The 17074-nt window shown below is 68.7% G+C and carries 21 protein-coding genes; 14 read left to right on the top strand and 7 right to left on the bottom strand.

The window, feature by feature from the left end; all coding sequences use genetic code 11:
• Positions 1 to 39 precede the first annotated feature (39 nt).
• Positions 40 to 708, top strand: coding sequence for a histidine phosphatase family protein (locus MPARV_RS0103820; protein WP_012227322.1), 669 nt, complete (start codon positions 40 to 42; stop codon positions 706 to 708).
• A gap of 27 nt (positions 709 to 735) precedes the next feature.
• On the opposite strand, the gene MPARV_RS0103815 is transcribed toward MPARV_RS0103820, so the two are convergent.
• The gene (locus tag MPARV_RS0103815; protein ID WP_012227324.1) at positions 736 to 1224 is read right to left on the bottom strand and encodes an inorganic diphosphatase; all 489 of its coding nucleotides are present in this window, start codon (positions 1222 to 1224) and stop codon (positions 736 to 738) included.
• A 35-nt stretch (positions 1225 to 1259) separates the two neighbouring features.
• Positions 1260 to 1841, bottom strand: a complete 582-nt coding sequence (locus MPARV_RS0103810; protein ID WP_012227326.1) for a TetR/AcrR family transcriptional regulator — start codon at positions 1839 to 1841, stop codon at positions 1260 to 1262.
• Positions 1842 to 1938: 97 nt separating this feature from the next.
• On the opposite strand from MPARV_RS0103810, the gene MPARV_RS0103805 reads away from it, so the two are divergent.
• Positions 1939 to 2955, top strand: coding sequence for a polysaccharide deacetylase family protein (locus tag MPARV_RS0103805; protein WP_012227328.1), 1017 nt, complete (start codon positions 1939 to 1941; stop codon positions 2953 to 2955).
• Positions 2952 to 3215, top strand: coding sequence for a hypothetical protein (locus MPARV_RS0103800; RefSeq protein ID WP_012227330.1), 264 nt, complete (start codon positions 2952 to 2954; stop codon positions 3213 to 3215). Before MPARV_RS0103805 ends, MPARV_RS0103800 begins: the two co-directional genes overlap by 4 nt.
• A gap of 30 nt (positions 3216 to 3245) precedes the next feature.
• On the opposite strand, the gene folP is transcribed toward MPARV_RS0103800, so the two are convergent.
• From folP to MPARV_RS24530, 3 genes are read right to left on the bottom strand one after another with little or no spacing between them, the layout of a single operon-like run.
• Positions 3246 to 4142 (bottom strand): dihydropteroate synthase, encoded by an 897-nt coding sequence (gene folP / locus MPARV_RS0103795; RefSeq protein WP_012227332.1) that lies wholly within the window; start codon positions 4140 to 4142, stop codon positions 3246 to 3248.
• A 15-nt stretch (positions 4143 to 4157) separates the two neighbouring features.
• Positions 4158 to 4340: a hypothetical protein gene (locus tag MPARV_RS24535; protein ID WP_020377310.1), complete on the bottom strand. Its 183-nt coding sequence runs from the start codon at positions 4338 to 4340 to the stop codon at positions 4158 to 4160.
• Positions 4337 to 5956 (bottom strand): DUF5317 family protein, encoded by a 1620-nt coding sequence (locus tag MPARV_RS24530; protein ID WP_157789447.1) that lies wholly within the window; start codon positions 5954 to 5956, stop codon positions 4337 to 4339. The genes MPARV_RS24535 and MPARV_RS24530 overlap by 4 nt, the downstream gene beginning before the upstream one ends.
• Before the next feature lie 58 nt (positions 5957 to 6014).
• On the opposite strand from MPARV_RS24530, the gene MPARV_RS0103785 reads away from it, so the two are divergent.
• Entirely contained in the window at positions 6015 to 6914 is a 900-nt protein-coding gene (locus MPARV_RS0103785) for an enoyl-CoA hydratase/isomerase family protein (RefSeq protein WP_157789446.1), read from the top strand.
• The gene (locus tag MPARV_RS0103780) at positions 6911 to 7672 is read left to right on the top strand and encodes an enoyl-CoA hydratase-related protein (protein WP_020377307.1); all 762 of its coding nucleotides are present in this window, start codon (positions 6911 to 6913) and stop codon (positions 7670 to 7672) included. The genes MPARV_RS0103785 and MPARV_RS0103780 overlap by 4 nt, the downstream gene beginning before the upstream one ends.
• Positions 7673 to 7729: 57 nt before the next feature.
• Here the strand turns inward: MPARV_RS0103780 and MPARV_RS22155 are convergent, their stop codons facing one another.
• The gene (locus MPARV_RS22155) at positions 7730 to 8299 is read right to left on the bottom strand and encodes a septum formation family protein (RefSeq protein WP_051011878.1); all 570 of its coding nucleotides are present in this window, start codon (positions 8297 to 8299) and stop codon (positions 7730 to 7732) included.
• A 28-nt stretch (positions 8300 to 8327) separates the two neighbouring features.
• A complete protein-coding gene (locus MPARV_RS0103770; RefSeq protein ID WP_020377305.1) occupies positions 8328 to 9329 on the bottom strand; it encodes a sortase in 1002 nt (333 codons plus the stop codon).
• 57 nt (positions 9330 to 9386) lie between these two features.
• Here MPARV_RS0103770 and ccmA point away from each other — a divergent pair, with 57 nt between their 5' ends.
• The 9 genes from ccmA to MPARV_RS20765 are packed head-to-tail and all read left to right on the top strand — an operon-like array spanning position 9387 to position 17032.
• Positions 9387 to 10157 carry a heme ABC exporter ATP-binding protein CcmA gene (ccmA, locus tag MPARV_RS0103765; protein WP_012227342.1) on the top strand — a complete coding sequence of 257 codons (771 nt, stop codon included), beginning with the start codon at positions 9387 to 9389 and terminating at the stop codon, positions 10155 to 10157.
• 4 nt (positions 10158 to 10161) lie between these two features.
• The gene (locus tag MPARV_RS0103760; protein ID WP_172636551.1) at positions 10162 to 10842 is read left to right on the top strand and encodes a heme exporter protein CcmB; all 681 of its coding nucleotides are present in this window, start codon (positions 10162 to 10164) and stop codon (positions 10840 to 10842) included.
• A complete protein-coding gene (gene ccsA, locus MPARV_RS0103755) occupies positions 10839 to 11696 on the top strand; it encodes a cytochrome c biogenesis protein CcsA (protein WP_012227344.1) in 858 nt (285 codons plus the stop codon). Before MPARV_RS0103760 ends, ccsA begins: the two co-directional genes overlap by 4 nt.
• Entirely contained in the window at positions 11693 to 11923 is a 231-nt protein-coding gene (locus MPARV_RS0103750; protein ID WP_012227345.1) for a hypothetical protein, read from the top strand. The genes ccsA and MPARV_RS0103750 overlap by 4 nt, the downstream gene beginning before the upstream one ends.
• On the top strand, positions 11916 to 12401 hold the full coding sequence (locus tag MPARV_RS0103745; protein ID WP_157789445.1) for a cytochrome c maturation protein CcmE: 486 nt from the start codon (positions 11916 to 11918) through the stop codon (positions 12399 to 12401). Before MPARV_RS0103750 ends, MPARV_RS0103745 begins: the two co-directional genes overlap by 8 nt.
• 19 nt (positions 12402 to 12420) lie before the next feature.
• The gene (locus MPARV_RS0103740; RefSeq protein WP_012227347.1) at positions 12421 to 14466 is read left to right on the top strand and encodes a heme lyase CcmF/NrfE family subunit; all 2046 of its coding nucleotides are present in this window, start codon (positions 12421 to 12423) and stop codon (positions 14464 to 14466) included.
• Positions 14463 to 15125, top strand: a complete 663-nt coding sequence (locus MPARV_RS0103735) for a TlpA family protein disulfide reductase (protein ID WP_012227348.1) — start codon at positions 14463 to 14465, stop codon at positions 15123 to 15125. The genes MPARV_RS0103740 and MPARV_RS0103735 overlap by 4 nt, the downstream gene beginning before the upstream one ends.
• Positions 15115 to 15627: a cytochrome c-type biogenesis protein gene (locus tag MPARV_RS0103730; RefSeq protein ID WP_162143644.1), complete on the top strand. Its 513-nt coding sequence runs from the start codon at positions 15115 to 15117 to the stop codon at positions 15625 to 15627. Before MPARV_RS0103735 ends, MPARV_RS0103730 begins: the two co-directional genes overlap by 11 nt.
• Positions 15620 to 17032 carry a tetratricopeptide repeat protein gene (locus MPARV_RS20765; protein WP_020377302.1) on the top strand — a complete coding sequence of 471 codons (1413 nt, stop codon included), beginning with the start codon at positions 15620 to 15622 and terminating at the stop codon, positions 17030 to 17032. Before MPARV_RS0103730 ends, MPARV_RS20765 begins: the two co-directional genes overlap by 8 nt.
• Positions 17033 to 17074: the final 42 nt, after the last annotated feature.

The following is a 17074-nucleotide window of genomic DNA, read 5'->3' as shown; positions in this document are numbered from 1 at the left end:
CGTTCGACACGGCGGCGGGGTCGCTGGAACACTGAGCCGATGGCCTCCGACGCCCCGCTGCATCAACGCCCCTACGAGCCGCCCCCGGGCTCGGTGACCGTGACGCTGATCCGTCATGGGGCCTCCGCCCCCGTGGTGCCTGGGCGGCGACAGCCGATGTTGGACGGTCAGGGCAACCCGCCGCTCGACCCCATCGGGGTGGAGCAGGCCGAACGCACCGCCGAGGCACTGTGTCGGCCCGACCGGCATCCGTTCGAGGCCATCTATTGCTCGACGATGGTGCGCACCCAGCAGACCGCCGAGCCGTTGGCGCAACGCACCGGCCTCACGCCGGTGGTGCTGGCCGACCTTCGAGAGGTGTACCTGGGGGACCTGGAAGGCGGACTGTTGCGGGAGGCGGTTGCCACCGGCGACCCGATCTTTGAGCAGACGATGAGGGCCGAGCGCTGGGACACCATCCCGGGCGCCGAGTCCGAGGAGGCGTTCTCCGAACGGCTGGCCCGTGGGCTGGCAGTCGCGGTTGAGGGGCGGGTTGACCAGCGGGTGGCCCTGGTGGTGCACGGCGGCGTGATCGCCCGGATGTTGGCCGACCTGACCGGCGCCTCCAACTTTGCCTTCAAAGGTGCCGACAACGCGTCGGTGTCGGAGTTTGTGCTCTTGGAGGACGGCCGGCGCTGGCTGCGCAGCTACAACATCAGGTACTGGTAACGCGTTCTCGGCGCCACCACGCGCCTTTCAGGTCGGGTAGTTGGCCTTGGCGGCGGCGACGACCTTGAGGGCTTCCTCGCGGGTGTGCCAACCCCCCACCTTCACGTACTTGCCCGGCTCCAGGTCCTTGTAGACCTCGAAGAAGTGGCTGATCTCGGCCAACAGGTGCTCCGGGAGGTCGTCGATGTCCCGGTACTGCTCCTGGCGATGGTCGCCGTGCAGTACGCACAGGATCTTCTCGTCCCTGCCCTTCTCGTCGTGCATCATCAGCATGCCCACCACCCGCACCCGCAGGTGAACGCCCGGGTAGGTCGGCTCGCCGAGCAGCACCAGCGCATCGAGCGGATCGTCATCGTCGGCCAGCGTCTCGGGAAAGAAGCCGTACTCCATCGGGTAGACGGTGGCCTGAAACAGGTGGCGGTCCAGCCAGACGTCGCCGGTGTCGTGATCGATTTCGTACTTGTTGCGGGATCCCCTGGGGATCTCAACCACCACTTCGAACCAGTCTTCAGCCATGACCCAGCAACCTACCTGGCTGAGCCCGAGCCGGCTCAGGCCGTGCGGATGCCTCTCAGGCCGAACCAGGCCAGCTCACCCAACTGCGCAGCCAGTTCGGCGTGGTCGATGGTGCCCGGGTCGGCCATCCAACGCCGACACGTGGCCTCCGCCATGCCGACGATGCCGTGGGCCAACAAGCCCCGACGCTCCCGCGTGAGGCCGCTGATCACGATGTTGTTGGCAACGACGTCGGCGATGGCGTCCTCCACCTGGTGTGCCGCGGCCAGAAAATCGGGGTCGCGTTGGGTGCCCGCCGAGAACAACAGGTTGAACGCGCCGCGGTTGTCGTTGACCCAACCGAAGTAGGCGTCAAACCCCGCCTCGAGTTGTTGGCGGGGGGAGGGTGCGTCGACGGTGGCCTTGCCGATGACCTCCGAGAGACCGGCACCGATCTCGCCCAGCAGCTCGACGAACAGCTCCCGCTTGGATCCGAAGTGCTGATACAGCACCGGCTTGGTGACACCGGCGGCGTCGGCCACGTCGTTCATCGACGTGGAATAGAAGCCCCGTTCGGCAAACACGTCCAGTGCCACAGCCAGAAGCTGGAGGCGACGTTTGGCGGCGGGAAGACGCATGCCAGGAGTGTAGGAGCGCGGTCGGAGCCTGCGGGTAACCCGCTCGCAACCACGACCCGGCGGCGGTTGACGCGGCGTTGCCGGCTACCATGCCCGCGTGGCCGGCGGCATCACCTTCACCCTCGACTTTGAAGACCACTGGGCCGACCCGTCCGGCGAGTTGCGCTACGAGCAACTGGCCTGGGAGGTCTTGGGCTGGCTGGACTCCCTTGGTGTTCGGGGCAGCTGGTACTTCGTGGGCGAGCTGGGCAGCCGCCACCCGGACCTCGTCGCTGCGGTGGGGGCGGCAGGCCACGAGGTTGGTGTCCACGGCTGGACCCACACGCCCCTGCCGGAGTTGACACCCGCACGGTTCCGCGATGACGCGCGTCGGGCCAAGGGCGTGCTGGAGGATCTGAGCGGTACCGAGGTGGCGGGTTTTCGTGCACCCACCTACTCGCTGGTGAAGGAGTCGGTGTGGGCGACCGAGCTGCTGGCCGAGGAGGGGTACCGGTACTCCTCCGGGGTCTCGTCGCAGCGCAACCCGCTGTGGTGGTACCCGGGCGTGCCACCACACCCGTTCAGATGGCCCTCCGGGTTGTTGGAGACCTCGGGCCAGTTCGCCCGTGTGGCGGGCTTCGTCTACTACTTCGGCGGCGGCACCTTTCTTCGCGCCACGCCATGGTGGATGGTGCGGGAGGGGTTCGATCAGTGGGCCGAGCAGGGACTCGCCTTCGTGTACTGCCACCCCTACGATTTCGATCCCGGCGAGGAGCGCTTCCGGATCCCGGACGTGCCCGCCGTGCTGTCGCCCCTGCTGTGGGCCGGGCGTCGCAACATGTGGAGCCGGGTCGGCGCGCTGTTGGCCGACGCCGCACCCCCGTTGCTGGAACGCATCGACGAGATGGAGGCGCTGGCCGTCGCCGGTGGGGCCAACCCGATTTCCTTGAGTGCCTCCGGCGACGTGTGCGGGCCGCAGGCCTGGGCCGAGCGGCGGCATCTGCCCGTGTCGTCGACCGCAGGGCTGGGATCGTTGAAGCAACGTTGGAGAGGCCCCACGCCCGCGGACGCCGTCCGTTCGCGGCGCGGCCGGATTGGGCCACAGACCATCGCGAACACGAAGGAGCGAACATGACCGACCCCAACACCCCCATCGACCCGGTTCTGGCCAAGCGCGCCAGGGCCTCCGAGCTGGCCAACCTGGGTAAGCGGCTGGGCTACTCGGTGATTGGAATCGCCATCGTGGTGTTCGCCTTCGGCGCGATCACCCGATTCGAGGAGTGGATGGCGGTGGTGGTGACCACGTGCATGGTGCTGTCGGCCGTGTTCCTGGTGCCGGCGGTCATCGTCGGTTACGGGGTCAGCGCCGCCAACCGTGAGGAGCGGAACGCCTGACGCGTCCGTGGGACGGACGGCGGGGAGGCGTCAGGCCCGTCGTCGTCTCAGCTCGGCGGCCAGCCGTGCGTCGGGGGCCAACGACTCGAACCCGTCGAGGTGCCTCGTAACCATGAGGTAACGCCGCGCCTCGGCCACGTCATGCAGCCGGAAGATTCGCCGACCACCTCGACGGAGGTGGCCGAGTGCCGCCAACGTGCCGGCCAGACGCTCGTCGGGTGGCGATTGGGTCATCACGCCGATGACGTCCTTGCGGGAGATGGCCATCAGCACGGGTACGCCCAGCTCGTCAAACTCCTCGGCCCGCCGCAGCAACTCGAGGCTCTGTGCGGGGGTCTTGGCCAGGTCGACACCCGGATCGACGATGGTGGCGTCCACCGCTCCCGCTACCTGGCTCAGCTCGGCGAGTTGGAGTCGGAAGTAGTCGCCCACATCGGTGACGACGTCGTCGTAACGTTCGTTTTCCAGCAGCTTGGTCTTGGGCGCACCTGGATTGTGAGTGATCACGTGTGCGGCGCCGTACCGGACCGCCAGAGTGGCGAAGGCCACATGTTGTGCCCCGATGATGTTGTTGAGGACCGAGGCGCCTGCCCTCAACGCGGCCTCGGCAACCTCCACCCGATAGGAATCGACCGACAGCGGCACGTGGGGGAGCGCTTCGGCCAGTGCCTCGATGACCGGTATCACCCGCTCCAGTTCCTCGTCGACACCGATCTCGGGTACCGCCGGTGAGGCGGTCTGCCCGCCGACGTCCAGCAGGTCGGCGCCACCTGACACCAAGGACGCAGCGTGATCGATCACCAACTGCGGGGAGCTGTCCGAGCGGGGATCGGAGAAGGAGTCGGTATTGGCGTTGACAACCCCCATGATCAGGGGCCCGTCGTCAAAGTTGAGCCGCAGCCCGCGCTGAAGGAGGAGGTCGGTCATCCGGTTGCCGGTCGCTCAGTCCGAGGCCCCGGGCATCTCTGCGCCCGTGCCGGGAGTGCCGTCGGGTGGGTCGAGGTCGCGTCGGGGGCGACGGCCACGGGCAGATGCCGGCACCCGCCAGCGACCGGGAGTCGGCTCCTCGGGAGCGACCGCCGGGGTCGACTGAGTTTGGCTGAACGCCTCGTGCTCGGCCGTCAATGATCCCTCATCGATGCCGACGTCGTCGATGATGAAGTCGCTGACGTCGAGGTCGGCATGCTCGTCGAAGTCGACCTGCTCGTTCTGGTCGGGGGTGCCGACGTTTGCGTGCTCGACCGGCTGGACCCCTTGAGCGTCCGGTGGCGGAGGGGGCGGCGTTTCGAAGGTGGGTGGGGGTGCCCCGCGCCGTCGGACTCCTCCGGGCCGGGTGCCGGCCTCTGGCCTGGGTGGATCCGGCGGTGGCGGTGCCGGCGGTCCTGCCTGTGCCGGTTGTGCCGGTTGTGCCGGTTGTGCCGGTTGTGCCGGTTGTGCCGGTTGTGCCGGTTGTGCCGGTTGTGCCGGTTGTGCCGGTTGTGGGCTGGGTCGTATGACCGGGCGGAGTGCTGTCCGGCTGGACCGGTGACGGGCACCGCGGCGGTGGCATCGCTCGGCTCGGCGGCGGCGTTGTCGTCACCGATCGGTTGGTTGGTTGGTTCGACCCGTGGCGTGGGTGACGCAACGTAGGGGGCGGCCGCGTGGGACCGTTGCTGATCTCGCGTCTGGTTGGCCGCCCGAGACCAGCCGGGCGGCAGGTCGGCCGGGCCGCCGGAGTCCGTTGGGCGGCCGGATTCATCGGGCGTCGTGCGGGGCGGCAGTGAGGTCAGGGCGACCACGGACGACTCCCCGGTGTCCGGGTCGAGTCCGGACGGGGCGGGTCGGATGTCACCGTGGGGCGGCACCACGCGGCGTCGGGGGCGGTGGTCGTCGGCGTAGGCGTCGGGGCGGATCACACCCTCGCCCCGATCGCTGCGCGACACCGGTGAAACGGTGACGCCGGCATCGTTCAGGTCGCCCACCGAGTGCTCGTCGTCGAAGCCCTCCAGGCGGGGACCCAACACGTCGAGGGGAGCGGACGCGTCGGCGTTGCGCATCGGAACTGGGCGGACGTTGCCCGAACTGCCCAGTGTGACGTGCTCGACCTCGACGCCGTTCCGGTTGTCGGCGGGGCCCTGCCCCAAGGTCTCCAGAGCTTCCTGGTAGGTGGCCAGCGTGACCCGCGGGTTGCGGGCAGGTGGGGCGGGACCGCCGGCACGCACCTGTCTGCGGCGCAGGACCGCCTGGGTCACCAGGGTCACCCCGAGCAGCGCCACCAGGTCGCCGAAGGAGATGACCAACCCGATCGGCAGTGGCACCACCGCTCCAAGCGGGCGTAACAGGTCGTCGGCGTCGGCCAGATGGCGGGGACCTGTGAGCTGCACCGACGCCACCTGGGCCTGTTCGACGGCACCGGAGGACACCAGCGCCTCGGCGGACACCGGGGTGCCGCCGTTGATCAACATCGGCACGAGGTTCATCGCCAGGCCGATCGCAACCACCACCATGCCGCCGACGCGACGGTTCATCCAGGCGACGTAGACCAGCGCGGCCACCGAGGCGAGCCCGAGGATGAAGGGCACCACCCCGGACCAACTGAAGGCGTCGGCCAGCACCTGCACTGCGATCGCGCCGGCTGCCACCTCCCACGCGGCAGGACGCCACTGGAGGAGGTTGCCGAGGTTGCCGCCACCCAGCAATCCGATGCCGATACCGATGGCAATGGCGACCAGCACGGGAATTAGTGCCAGGAGCGCGCTCATGTGAACGACGCTAGTGGACCCCGGCACAGGGCGGCGCCATGGCGGTACCGTGGCAACCGTGACCGAATCGCCCCACTCGTCGAGCACCGTCCCCGCGTCCCCGCCTCAAGCGGCAACCTCCGGTGGCCGGCCGCCCGACGGTGACGTGCCGGCGGCGCCGATCAGGGCCCTGCCGGGCGAAGGGGTGGACGGCCTGGCCGTGGCGTTGTCGGGCCGGGTGCTGCGGGTCACGTTGAACCGTCCCGATCAGCGCAACTCCCTGACCTGGGCGATGATCGATGGGCTGCGTCGGATCTTCGTCGAGGTGCGAGGTGATGATCGGGTGGGAGCAGTGGTGCTGACCGGGGCCGGTGACCGGGCCTTCAGCGCCGGCGCGGACCTGTCGGGCATGACGGGGGGCTCGGCCCTGGCCATGCATGAGGCGCGGGGCCAACTTCCGGCGCTGTTTGAGGCCATGTGGGCCGCCGGAACGCCGACGGTGGCGTCGGTGCGGGGATACTGCCTTGCCGGGGGCATGGGCCTGGCCTTGGCGTGCGACCTGGTGGTGGCGGCCGACGACGCCGTGTTCGGCACGCCCGAGATCAATGTGGGTCTGTGGCCCTATGTCATCACGGTGCCGCTGCTCCGGTCGATGCCGCCGAAGCGGGCCCTGGAGTTGATGATGACCGGCCGTCGTATCGACGCCGCCGAGGCCGACCGGTTTGGCTTCTTGGCCCGCACGGTGCCGGTCGAGGAGTTGGAGGCGACGACCGACGAGTTGGCGGCCGGCCTGTCACGGGCGCCGAGCGGGGTGATGGCCTTGGGTCGCGACTCGTTCTACCGGGCGGTCGACGCGACGGCCGCCGACGCACTGTCTCACCTGCAGGCCATGCTGAGCCTGGGATCATCGTTGGACGACGCCGCCGAGGGCACCACGGCGTTCCTTGAAAAGCGTCAACCGAATTGGAGCGGATCATGATCAGCCCGGTCGAGCCCACCGATGCCCCAACCGTGCTCAGCGAGCGTCTCGTCGACGTTGCGGTGATCACCATCAATCGGCCTCGGCGGCGCAACGCCTTGGACGGTGCCACCGTTGCTGCGCTGCACCAGGCGATCTCCGACGCGGCGTCGGGGGCCCCCCGGGTCCTGGTGCTCACCGGAGCCGATGGCCACTTCTGCGCCGGTGCCGATATCACCACCACCGAGGATCCCGACTACACGATCGGGCTGCGGGCCATGCTGGATGCACTCGCCGGTCTCGCCTTTCCAACGATTGCCGCCATCGAGGGGTCCTGCATGGGGTTGGGTGTGCAACTGGCCCTGTCGGTCGACCTGCGGGTGGCCGCCGAGGATGTCCGATTTGCCGTGCCGGTGGCCCGCTTGGGCCTGTTGACCGATCATCGAACCCTGCAACGACTGGCCCTGGCGGTTGGATGGGGCATGGCCCGCTCGATGGTGCTCGCCGGTGATGTGTTGAACTTCGACGACGCCTGGCGGCTGGGCCTGGTGCAGCGTCGAGGGGGAGTGAACACGGCGCTGGAGTGGGCCGAGGACATCGCCAAGCTGGCGCCGCTCTCCCAGGCCGGAGCGAAGCTGGGGCTTGATCTGCTGGAGGAGCCGGTGGCCGACGATCCGCGCTATCGCGAGGCATTCCTGCGGGCCTGGGCGTCAGATGACCTGGCCGAAGGTCGCGCCGCATTCGCCGAAAGGCGCTCGCCCACATTCCGCGGCCGCTGACCCGCTGCGGCGCGGCGGTGTTCGGCACACGCCGTCACCGGTCGGATTCGGCCGGCGTCAGTACCCCGAGCCCTGCATCGAACCGGTGAGGTCGGCCTTCTTGCGGTGGTAGAGCACACAGCTCAGCTTTCGGTCGGCGCCCTTGGTCCACGAGACCCTCGTAGGAAACCAGGTCTCGATGTCCAGCTCGCTGTCCCTCCAAACCTGCCCAACGAAGCCTTCGAAACCTTGGAAGCAGTACTCCTCCGCGTAGTTTCGAACCGCGTCGTCGCCGGGGAAATCGGCATCGGTGCCCTCCGTAAAGGCGGCCACCTCGTACACCTCATACTGGTGGGGCTGGTCGCAGGGGACGATCAGCACCATCACGTTGCGCTGGCTGGGATCGGGCGCCGGGTCGTAGCAGTCGCCCACCCGAAGGTTCTCGACCCCGTCTGGCACGGCGTTGTCGGCCGGTTGAGACAGGTCGCGGTCGGTGCGGGAGGCCTCGGTCGTGGAGGTCGGCGCGGTGGTCGGCGGCACCGGGGCGTCGTTGCCGCCGCACCCAACGATCACGACCGCCGCCGCCACCACGGTGACCAACGAGGCGAAGGCCGCCCTGCGACGCCGTGAACCAGGCTGGTGTGTCACCGGGTGATCCAACGGAAGGTTCGACAACTCAGAGGCTGGGAATCCAGCGATTGATCCAGGTAAAGGCGAACCACAGGCAGTAGGTGAAGACGGGCAGCGCCACCAAATAGGCGATCCAACGCTTGGGTCCGAGGAACTGACCCACGCCGAAGGCAACCAGCCACACACCGAATGTTGCCGCCGACCAGGCCAACGCATTGGGCAGATGCTCCGAGTGCCAGCCCAGATCATCGAATGCCTCGTCCGGCCCGGCGGCCACCTCCAGCTCCTCGCCCGCCACTTCGGTGGTGGTGTCGGCCTTGTTGCCCCTCGTCGTGGCGGCAGGGTTACCGGTCAACTCGGCCGCCACGATGATGCGTTCGGCGGCGGAGTACTTCGGGTGGCACGCGGTCAGGGTCAGCCGGTTGTCGTCGAAGTCCTCCAGTACCGACACGTCCGAAGGATCGACGATCCAGTAGGCGGGGCCCTTCCGGCCCTTGGCGTCGGCGGGCGGTGGCAAAACCCGGTAGGTGAACTGGCCCTGACGGGTGTACACGCTGATGAGGTCGCCGGGCACCAACTCGTCGATGCGGTGAAACGGGGCGCCGTAGGTCACCCGGTGACCGGCGATGGCGGCATTGCCCTTTTGCCCGGGGAAGGGCGAGCCCAGGTAGTGGCCGGGGCCCTTCTTGAGGTCGTCCTTGTTGGTGCCCTCGACGAAGACCTTGCGCATGTCGATGCCCGCCTTGTTGAGGTCGGGCTTGAACTGGATGATGCCCAGGCTGTCGCCCTCAGCGGGTTTCGGCAGCTTCTTGACGTCGGCCGGGTCGATCGCGCCCAGCGACGCTGCCACCTTGTCGAGTTCCTCGGCATCGTCGGAAACCTTGGGGGTATCGGCGGGCAGGCTGTCCACCAGGTCGGCGGTGAGGTCGTTCTGGGCTCGGGACTCTTCCAGCTCGGTCCCCCACAGCTGGAACGCCACGAAGAGAAAGGTGATCACGCCCAGGGCGATCATCGTCTTACCCAAACCGGACAGCAGCCGCGCAAACATCGCGTGGAACTCTAGAGGGGACGGCCCGCAACGTGTCGGCACTAGGGTGGTCAGCCCATGGCCCCCGTCGTCCAGCTCTCGTCGGCGGTTGCCCTCCTGGGGCGCTTTCCGGCGTTGGCGGGCGTGGATCTCACCGTCGATGCGGGCGAAGTGGTGCTGTTGCAGGGCCCCAACGGCGCCGGCAAGACCACGCTGCTGCGGGTGTGCGCCGGCTTGGTTCCCGTGGTCGAGGGCACAGCCGTGGTGTTGGGCAGCGACCTGGTGGTCGATCCCACCACCGTCAGGCGACGGGTTGGCTACCTGGGCCATGGCTCGGGGCTCTACCCGGACCTGACGATTGCGGAGAACCTTCGGTTCTGGACCCGGGCCGCCGGCATCGACCTGGGACGGGCCGACGGACGAGCCGACTCCGAACTCACCGAGGTGACCGTTCGCCTCGGCCTGGACGGGAGATTGAAGGACCTGGCCGTTGCCCGACTGTCGGAGGGCCAGCGAAAGCGTGCCGCCCTGGCCGTCCTGGTGCTGAGGCGGCCCGAGCTGTGGCTGCTGGACGAGCCCCATGCCGGGTTGGACCGGGCGGGACGGGACCTGACCGACCAACTGATCGGAGACGCCGCCGCGGCGGGTGCGACGGTGATCATGTCCAGCCACGAGTTGGATCGGGCCCGCTCGGTGGCACGACGCATGGTCACCGTGGCGGGCGGCGTCATCACCAACGACACGATCAGCCCCGACATGATCAGCCCCGACCCCATCAGTCTCGTGGCGAACGACCCTTCGGCGCCGGCGGCCACCGACCCGACCGGGCCGGGGGTGTCCGATGGCTGACGGCATGAGGCGAATGATCGGCGATGCGTTGCTGATGGCCGCCAAAGACCTCCGTTTGGAATTCAAGGCCCGCGTGGGGTTGACGCAGGTGCTGCCCTTCGGGGTGTTGGTGTTGGTGGTGATGGCTTTTGCCCTCGACGCGGAGAGTCGGCTGCTGGTCGAGGTGTCCCCGGGATTGTTCTGGGTCACGGTCACCTTTGCCGCCGTGTTGATGGTGACCCGCTCGTCCGGGCTGGAGACCGAGGCGGGGGTTGGCGACGCGCTGCGCCTGTCGGGCATGGCTCCGTCGGCGGTGTTCCTGGGCAAGGCGGCGGCGGTGGCCGCCCAACTACTGGTTCTGGAGGTGACCCTGGCGGCCACGATGGCGGTGTTGTACCGCACGCCCCTCTCGGGCCCGGCCCTGGGGCTGGCCACCATGGTGGCCGCCACGGCAGGCATGGCCGCGGTCGGTACGCTGCTGGCTGCGCTGGCCTCCTCCACCGGGGGACGAGAAAGCCTCATCCCCCTGTTGATGCTGCCAGTGCTGGCCCCGGTGCTCATCGGTGCCACCCGTGCCACCGACGTGGCGCTGGGCGGCTCGGACGGCACCGGGGGATGGCCCTGGGTGGCGCTGCTCGGGGTGTTTGCGCTCAGCTATGTGTTACTCGGCGCACTGGCCTACCGGTCGCTGATGGAGGAATCATGACCACGACCCAGCCTGGACATTCAAGCGTCGCAGGCCCGCCGACGGATACTCGGGCCGATGCTGCCCAAGCCCCAACCGGTGGCTGGCCCACCGGAACCGGCTCAAAGGCCACGTTGGTGCTGGGCACCATCGTGGTGCTGGGCGGCGTGCTGTTGGCGGTGCTTGGCCTGGCGATTACCAAGCCGGACGTGCAACTGGGTGAGCGCATGCGGCCCATCTACGTGCACGTGCCCACCGTCTCGGCGGCGTATCTGTTGTTTGTCGTCAACGCCGTCGGCTCGGCCATGTGGCTGTGGCGCAAGTCTCGATTCTGGGATCAACTGGCCGCCGCCGCCGCCGAGGTCGGCCTGGTGTTTCTGGGCCTGACGCTGCTCACGGGCGCATTCTGGGGTCGGATCACCTGGGGCGTCTACTGGGACTGGGATGCACGCCTCACCTCGACGCTGGTGATGTTCCTGGCCTATCTGGGCTACGTGGCCTTGCGGGGTTCGATCCTCGACCCGACCACCCGCGCCACCCGTGCGGCGGTGCTGGGCCTCGGCTCGGCGCTGTTGATACCCCTGGTGCACAAGTCGGTCGACTGGTGGCGTTCCTACCATCAGGGAAGCACCCTGTTTGGCGAGCTCGACCCGGCGATGGGTGGGCTCCAGCTCTTCACCTTGTTTCTTGGGCTCACCGTGGGCACGGCCCTGGCCGCCTGGCTCCTGATCCACCGATTCCGGGTGGGCTGGCTGGAGTTGCAGGTGGAGGAGGGTGGCCTGTCCGAGGCCATCGATGCCCGACGGGCTGAGGCCGCCGGTGCTTCAGACGGCACGGCCGTCGAGCCGGTCGCAACCAAGGGGATGGACGCGTGAGCGCGATGGTGGCGGTGCAACAACTCAGAGCCGTTCTGGCCACTCCTCAGATCACCGCTGACGACCCCTGGCCGCTGATCTGGGTCGCCTGGGTGGTGACCTTTGGCACCTTCGCGGTGTATGCCTTCGTGCTGGTGCGGCGCGGCCGCCGCCTCAGTCGGCAGGTGCCGGGTGAGCGACGCCGCTTCCTGATCGGCGATGGCCAAGATGGAGGCACCCATGGCTGAATCACCGCTCGACCTTTCGCCCCGCACCGGCCCCGCTGACGCCGTTGCGCCTCGCAGCCGTTCAAGTCGCCGTGCCTGGATGCTGGTGGGCGTCGCGGTGCTGGCTGCGCTGGTGGTGGCCGTGGTGATGGGCCTGTCGGACGCCACCGTGTTTTTCCGCAACGTGGACGAGGCGGTGGCCCAGCGCAGCGAACTGGGCGACCAGGCGTTTCGTATGCAGGGATCGGTGGTCCCGGACAGCGTGACCAAGACCCCCAACGGGGTCACCTTCGACCTCACCTACAACGGCGCCACGGCCACCGTGGAACACTCGGGCAGCGAGCCTGCACTGTTTGAGAACACCGATATCCCCGTGGTGGCCGAGGGACAGTGGAAGGGCGACGTTTTTGAGAGCGAACGCCTGGTGATCAAGCACGACGAGAGCTACGACGAGGACAACCCCGACCGTATCGACGCCGCAAAGAACCAGGGCCGATGACGCGCGTGGCCGCCCGCCGGTGAGCAACGTCGGGCTCGGTCGTTTGGGCATCACCATCGGCCTGGTGGCTGCCGTCATGGGTGCCCTCGGCACCGCCATCGGCATGATCCGGAACCGCCCGGCCATGGTGCAATCGTCGCGCACCTACGCCTGGGCGGTGTTCGCCGGCGCGGTCACGGCGGTCATTGCCATGGAACGTGCGCTGATCACCCGCGACTTCACCGTGAAGTACGTGGCCGAGCACGGGTCCTCGAAGACCCCACCGTTGTTCAACGTGGCCACGATGTGGTCGGCCCTTGAGGGATCGATCCTGCTGTGGGTGATCCTGCTGTCGGGGTACCTGGCCTCGGTGGCCTGGCGATTCCGCAAGCGCGTCGACGACCACCTGGTGGGCTGGGCCCTGGTCACGATGTTCGGCATCGCCACCTTCTTCTTCCTGCTGTTGATGGGCCCTGCGAACCCGTTCGTGGCCACCCAGGTGCCGCCCGGCTTCGACGGCCCCGGCCCCAACCCGCTGCTGCAGAACCACATCCTGGTGGCCTTTCACCCGCCGCTGCTCTACTTGGGCTACGTCGGGTTTTCCGTGCCGTTTGCGTTTGCAGTCGGTGCGTTGGTCACCGGCCGCCTGGGGGAGGGCTGGCTGATCGAGACCCGTCGTTGGACCCTGCTGGCGTGGGGCGCCCTCACCGGCGGCATCGTGTTGGGGGCCTGGTGGAGCTACGAGGTGCTTGGCTGGGGCGGCTATTGGGGCTGGGATCCGGTGGAGATCGCCTCGTTCATGCCATGGCTGACCGCCACGGCCTTCCTGCACTCGGTGCTGGTGCAGGAACGGCGGGGCATGCTGCGGGTGTGGAACCTGGCGCTCCTGTGTTCCACGTTTGCGCTCACCATCTTCGGCACGTTCCTCACCCGATCGGGCGTGGTCAACTCGGTGCACGCCTTCTCCAACGGCACGGTCGGCCCGGTGCTGTTGGGCGGCTTCGGCCTGGTGGTCGCGCTCTCGATCGGTCTGATCGCCTGGCGTGGCGATCTGCTGCGTGGCGAGGGCCGCATCGACCGGGCCATGTCCAAGGAGGGGGCGCTGCTGGCGAACAACATCTTGTTTGCCGCGTTCACCTTCGTGATGCTGTTGGGCACCACGTTCCCCCTGGTGGTCGAGGCGCTCAACCGTGGCACCCTGTCCATCGGCGAGCCCTACTTCGAGCGCATGTCGGGCCCCATCGGCCTGGGGCTGCTGGGGTTGATGGCGATCGCGCCGGTCCTGCCGTGGCGGAGCGCCAACCCGGAGCTGCTGTCAAAGCGCCTGTTGTGGCCCGCCTGGTGCGGCGCTGCGGCGCTGGTGTTGGCGCTGCTGCTGGGCGCCCGCGGGGTGCAACCCCTGGTGGCGATCGGCCTGGCCGGGTTCGCCGGCGGTACCGCCATCCGTCACCTGATCCTTGCGGTGCGACGTCACGGCGTGCGGGGTCTTTTCGGTCGGGCATCGGGGGGCATGGTGGTGCACCTGGGCCTCGTGATCGTGGCGCTTGCGTTCACCGTGAGTGCCGCCTACTCCAGCAATGGGCAGTTCACGATGTCGAAGGGTGACACCGTGAAGCTGTCGGGTCACACGCTGACATACGAGGGCGTGACCCAGCGCGACCTGCCCCAGGGCATGGAGTACGTCATGGCGGTGCGCATCGACGACCAGGTGTACGAGCCGACGGTCACCCGGTATGCCTCGACCGGCCAGGTGATCGGCACGCCCTCGGTGAAGACCGGTCCGGCTCGGGACATCTACCTTGCGGTATCGGCGCCTCCCACTGAGTCGGAGCCACGCATCACGTTGCGGGCCATCATCCAACCCGGCATCTCGTGGCTGTGGGTTGGTGGCCTGGTGATGGTTCTGGGCACGGCCATGGCCGCTGTCCCGGAGGCGGGTCGTCGCCGTCGCGGCGGGCTCGCCGCCGACCCGTCGCCCGCCGCAACCCGCCCGACCCCCGACCCCACCGACGATGGTGCCGCACCCGATGTCGCCGGTGTGGATGGGCAGTCGAACGGCGAGTTGACGGGGGCGTCGACGTCGTGACCGACACAGCCGGTCCTGACGTGGAACGTCCGGCCCCATCGCGGGCCGAGGCCCCCGAGGTCACGAGGCCCGTGCCCGATGAGGGGCCGCGCTCCAACGTGCGTCGGACCGCCCTCGTGGTTGCGGGGGTCATGGTGCTGCTCTTTGGCGTGCTCGTCGTGGCCACCAAGGACAGCGATGATCCGAAGGACCCGGCCTCCTCGCCGCTGGTGGGTAAGCCCGCCCCGCCCTTGGCCACCACGACGCTCTCCGGCGGCAGCGTCGATCTGCGCGACTATCGGGGTCAGTGGGTATTGGTGAACTTCTTCGCCACCTGGTGCGTGCCGTGTCAGCAGGAGCACCCCGAGTTGGTGCGGTTCGCCGAGCAGCACGCCGCCTCCGGCGATGCCTCGGTGATCTCGGTGGCATTTCAGGACCAGCCCGAGGACCTGAAGGCGTTCTTTGAGAAGAACGGGGGCGACTGGCCGGTGGCGGTGGGTGACACCGCCCCGATTGCGCTGGACTTCGGCGTCGTGAAACTGCCCGAGAGTTACCTGGTGGCGCCCAACGGCGTGATCGCCGCCAAGGTTGCGGGTGGGGTGCGCGCCGACGATCTCGATCGGGTGATCTCCGAGGTGGGCGGCTCCGCTCAGGAGGGCCGGGGTGGCGATGGGAGCTGAGCGTCGTGCTCCGTTGTCGACGCGGCGGCTGGCCTGGGGACTGTTGGGCGTCGTCGTGTTGGTGGCGCTCGTTATCGGGGCCCTGGGACGTCGCAGTGCCGACGGCGAGGACCGGGTGATGGCGCTGGCCGCCCAGATCAGGTGTGTGCAGTGCTCGGGCGAGTCGGTGGCAGGCTCCCAGACCGATTTCGCCGTCGAGGCCCGGGAGGACATCCGCAAGCGGGTGGCCGCCGGTGCGACCGATGACGAGATCTTCGGCTACTTCTCGTCGCGTTACGACGACGTGCTCCTCAACCCGTCCTCATCGGGCCTGAGCGCCTTGGTGTGGGTGCTGCCGGTGGTGGTGTTCGGCGCCGCGGTGGCCGGGGCCGGCGTCAGCCTGCGTCAACGTAACGAACGCGGCGCCCGTCCAAGCGCCGAGGACCGACGCCTGGTTGAGACGGCCCTCGACGAGTGGCTGCGCACCGGGGACGACCACCACGAACGCGCCGATCATGGCTGAGCCCATCGAGGGCGACCGAGCAGGCGGCCGAGCGGAGGACCCCCACCTGGATCCCGCGCAGCGGCTTGCGTCGGAAGCCGAACGTGACGAACTGCTGGGCGCACTGGCCCGCCTGGAGGAGGACGCCGCGGCCGGCGACCTCGATGCTGAAGAGGCCGACGGGGTACGCGACGACCTGACGCTTCGGTTGGCGTCGGTGCTGCGGCGGCTGGACCCAAAGCCTGCTCCCACCGCCCAACGAAGTCGCCGGGCCCCTGGCGCCCAAGGAGCCCGACGCTCGTCCGATGGCTCCGATGGCTCCGATGGCTCCGATGGCTCCGATGGCTCCGATGGCTCCGATGGCTCCGACGGGTCCGACGGCGAATCGAACGGCCGTTCCTCGACGCCGCTTTGGCGCCGGAAGGGCAACCTGGCCGTGCTCGGCACGCTGTTGGTGATCGCGGTCATCGGCGGCGTATTGGTCGCTCAATCTGCGGGTACCCGGGCCCCGGGCGGGGCCATCTCCGGCGTCACCGGATTCAACGAACGTCTCGATGCGTGTCGCACCGAGCGGGGCGATCCCGACGCCGAAATCGCCTGCTACGAGGCGCTGCTCGACGAACGACCCGACGACAACGAGGCGCTCACCTACAGCGGTTGGGCGCTGGCCCGGGCCGGTCGGACCGATGAGGCCAGGAAGCGGTTCGACCGCGTGGTCAAGGCCGATCCCAGCTACCCGGACGTGCGCGTGTTTCGGGCCTCGGTCGACCTGCGCGCGGGTGACGCCAAGGCGGCACAGGCCGAGATCGATGCGTTCTGGGCCTCCGATCCGCCGCCGGGCATGGTGACGATCCTGCGCCAGCAGGGCCTCGAGTCGGCGGTGGCCGAGGCCAACCTGCCCGCCGACGTGCGGGAGTGCTGGCGCACAGTGTCCGATGCGGCGTCGGCCGCTGCGACCACAACGACCGCAGGCCAACCGCTCCCCGACGCCGAAGGGGCGCTCGGCCTGACCGACGGGCTGAAGTGCTTCGACGACCTGATCGAGGCCGAGCCGGACAACGTCGTGGCGCTCACCACCCAGGGTCTGGTCTTCACGGCTCTTGGCCAGGGTGTGTTCTACGACCAGGCGGTGAAGCGCCTGGACGAGGCGCTGAAGGTTGACCCGGAGGAGCCGACCGCGCTGCTGCTGTCGGCCGGGATCGCCAACGCCCGCGAAAACCCGAAGCTGGCGCTGGAGCTGCTGGATCGTTTCGACAAGCTGGGGGAGCGGCCCAGCGGCCTGCTGCCCCCCGACGTGACTGCGGAGGCGATCCGGGGCGTGGCCGAGGAACAGCTTGCAGCGAACTCGACCTCGACAACCGGCTCGACGTCGCCGGGCGAACCGCCGGCCGGCGCGACGACGACCACCACCCAAACCGGCGGCTGACCCGTTCGGCGAGCTTGGCGAAAGCCTGGTAGCCGCATCGGC

It is taken from the genome of Candidatus Microthrix parvicella Bio17-1 (genome assembly GCF_000299415.1).
GTDB lineage: Bacteria > Actinomycetota > Acidimicrobiia > Acidimicrobiales > Microtrichaceae > Microthrix > Microthrix parvicella.
Note: the sequence above shows the minus strand (reverse complement) of the source record. Positions and strands in the feature narration are given on the sequence as shown.